Origin of the sequence: Acidovorax sp. HMWF018, assembly GCF_003061035.1 — a bacterium.
Classification (GTDB): domain Bacteria; phylum Pseudomonadota; class Gammaproteobacteria; order Burkholderiales; family Burkholderiaceae_C; genus Acidovorax; species Acidovorax delafieldii.
On record NZ_QAIM01000223.1, the window covers coordinates 11907 to 14425 of the forward strand.

The window sequence follows — 2519 nt, forward strand, 5'->3', positions numbered from 1 at the left end:
TGCGCCCCCGTCGGCCCTGGGCCCGGGCACCTGGGTGTTTGGTGCGGGCATGGCGCTGGGGCGCAAGGTGCTGCGCAGCAATACGGCAGTCAACGTGTTCCACCGGGGATTTGTGGCCTGTGACAGCTATGCCGGTGGCGAAGCGGCCATGGCGCAACTGACCTGCCCCGTGCTGTTTGCGCTGGGCAGCCAGGACCAGATGACGGCGCCCAAGGCCGCACAGGGACTCGTCAAGGCCGCCCAGGCGGCGGGCAAGCAGGTGCAGATCGCCCATCTGCCCGTGGGGCACAACCAGATGACCGAGGCGCCTGAAGAGACACTGGCCGCCATCCGGGACTTCCTGGCCCGGTGACTCCCAAACCCCGGCGCGCTGGCAGGCCCGCCGGGGCTTTCAGAACCTGTTCAAAGCGGCAGACCCGTTGGCGACACCACACCCGCACTGCCCCGCTGGTGCGCACCGGGGTCACGGCGTATAACGCGGGCAGAGCCCCAACGCCGCCCTGAGACAACGCCATGACCACCCAGACTGCCACCCCGCAACCAGCGCCCAGCACGGACCCTCGGGCCTTCAAGCGCTTCGCGGACTTCTACCCGTTCTACCTGAGCGAACACAGCAACCGCACATGCCGCCGCCTGCATTTTGTGGGCTCCACGCTCACGCTGGTCTGCTTGGCCATGCTGGTGGCCACGGGCAAGCCCCAGTACCTGCTGTACGGCCTGCTCTGCGGCTACGGCTTTGCCTGGGTGGGGCACTTCGGCTTTGAAAAGAACAAGCCCGCCAGCTTCAAGCGCCCGCTGTACAGCTTCATGGGCGACTGGGTCATGTACAAGGACATCTGGACGCGTAAAGTACCCCTGTGAGATGACTTGGAGCCCCAGGGGCTGGAAGCGCTAGTGCAACATGCCTCATTAGCTCTTATTTGTATAGCAATGAGTCGCTATTTGAAGGCAGTCATTCACCCCGGTCAACGCGCCTGCAGCACATCCGCCATGTGCAAGCTTTCGAGCCTGGCGTTGACCCACAGCGGCCCGAGGCTGTCCACGCGCTGCAGCAGCAAGCGCTGCACCAGGGGCGCAAGCAAGGTACTATCCGGGTCGGCCAGCAGCACATAGCGGGACTCGGGCACGTCGGCCGCACTCACCGCAGCATCGGCCACCTGTCCAACCCAGTCCAGCGCGGTCAGGGCTTCCAGCACGGGCTCCAGCTGCAATCCATCGACCCGCAGCAACTGGGCCAGCTGGCTGGGGCGCAGGCCCTTGATGGGCTGCTGGCGCGCACGGTGCAGCGCCTGCAGCACCTCCACCGCCAGCTGAAACGTCCAGCCCGCCACCGTGCCGCGCCGCGCCACCCCCGCCAGCAGGCTGGGCAGGTACGCGGTCACCACAGCACCCAGCAGCACGATGACCCAGGCCACATAGATCCAGACCAGCAAGATGGGCAGCGTGGCAAACGCGCCGTACACCACCGAGTAGGTGGGCACCTTGCCCAGGTACACCGCCAGCACCTTCTTGGCCAGCTCGATGCACACCGCGACAAAAAAGCCGCCCGTCCAGGCGTGCCGCCATTTCACCGGCGTGTTGGGCACATAGTGGTACAGCGACGCCATGCCGCCCGCCAGCACCACAAACTGGATCGAATCGAACAGCAACTGCACGCCATCCGGCAGGCGCTTGACCAGCCCGCCGGAGGCCGACATCACATACGAAGTGAGGGCCAAGCTCGCGCCCATCAGCAACGGGCCGAGCGTGATGGCCGCCCAGTAGATCAGCACACGCTGTCCCAGCGGCCGCAGGCGCTGCACGCGCCAGATGTCGTTGAGCGTACGGTCGATGGTCAGGATCAGCGCCAGCGCCGTGGCCAGCAGGATGCTGAACCCCGCCACCCCCAGGCTGCTGGCCTTGGCCGCAAACTGCGTGAGGTAGCCCAACACCTGCCGCGAGATGCTGTCGGGCACCAGGCTGCTGACCAGCCAGCCCTGCAGCGCGTCCTGCAGCTTGCCGAAGATGGGAAATGCGGTGAACACCGCCAGCGCCACCGTAAAAAACGGCACCAGCGCCAGGATGGTGGTGAAGGTGAGGCTGCTGGCCGTGAGGCCCAGGTGGTCCTCACGAAAGCGCTCACGCAGCGTCTGGGCCGTGGTCTTCCATGGGAAGTGCGACAGCTCATTGATCAACGCCTCGGTGCGCGACGCTACTGTCTGTATGGAAAAAGGCATGGCCGATATGATGCCACCCCAATGACCGACTCTCCCACCGCCCCTGCCTCCCCTCTCACACCGTCCGACAACGGCGTTGCCGCCACACGCTGGGTAGCCACCGGCAGCCTGCTCGCCCTGATTGTTCTGTGCCTGGCCTGGGAACTGGTGCTGGCCCCCTTGCGCCCAGGCGGCACCTGGCTGGCGATCAAGGCCCTGCCGCTGTGCATCCCGCTGGCAGGCATCCTGAAAAACCGCATGTACACCTACCGCTGGGTCAGCCTGGTGATCTGGCTGTACTTCACCGAAGGCGTGGTGCGCGGC

5 protein-coding genes are annotated in these 2519 nt (G+C 65.9%); 4 read left to right on the forward strand and 1 reads right to left on the reverse strand.

Going from position 1 to position 2519, the window contains the following annotated elements; all coding sequences use genetic code 11:
• The 3 genes from DBR23_RS32240 to DBR23_RS07920 all read left to right on the forward strand — a co-directional run.
• The coding region (locus tag DBR23_RS32240; RefSeq protein WP_369882099.1) for a hypothetical protein at positions 1-123 on the forward strand (123 nt) is incomplete at its 5' end.
• 25 nt (positions 124-148) lie between these two features.
• Positions 149-352, forward strand: coding sequence for an alpha/beta fold hydrolase (locus DBR23_RS32245; RefSeq protein WP_369882098.1), 204 nt, complete (start codon positions 149-151; stop codon positions 350-352).
• Between the two features lie 161 nt (positions 353-513).
• Positions 514-861 carry a DUF962 domain-containing protein gene (locus tag DBR23_RS07920; protein ID WP_108497864.1) on the forward strand — a complete coding sequence of 116 codons (348 nt, stop codon included), beginning with the start codon at positions 514-516 and terminating at the stop codon, positions 859-861.
• Between the two features lie 104 nt (positions 862-965).
• Here the strand turns inward: DBR23_RS07920 and DBR23_RS07925 are convergent, their stop codons facing one another.
• Positions 966-2216 (reverse strand): YihY family inner membrane protein, encoded by a 1251-nt coding sequence (locus DBR23_RS07925; protein WP_108497865.1) that lies wholly within the window; start codon positions 2214-2216, stop codon positions 966-968.
• Positions 2217-2237: 21 nt separating this feature from the next.
• Between DBR23_RS07925 and DBR23_RS07930 the strand changes: the two genes are divergently transcribed.
• Positions 2238-2519, forward strand: a 282-nt coding sequence (locus DBR23_RS07930; RefSeq protein ID WP_146191278.1) for a DUF2069 domain-containing protein, incomplete at its 3' end; no start/stop codon positions are given.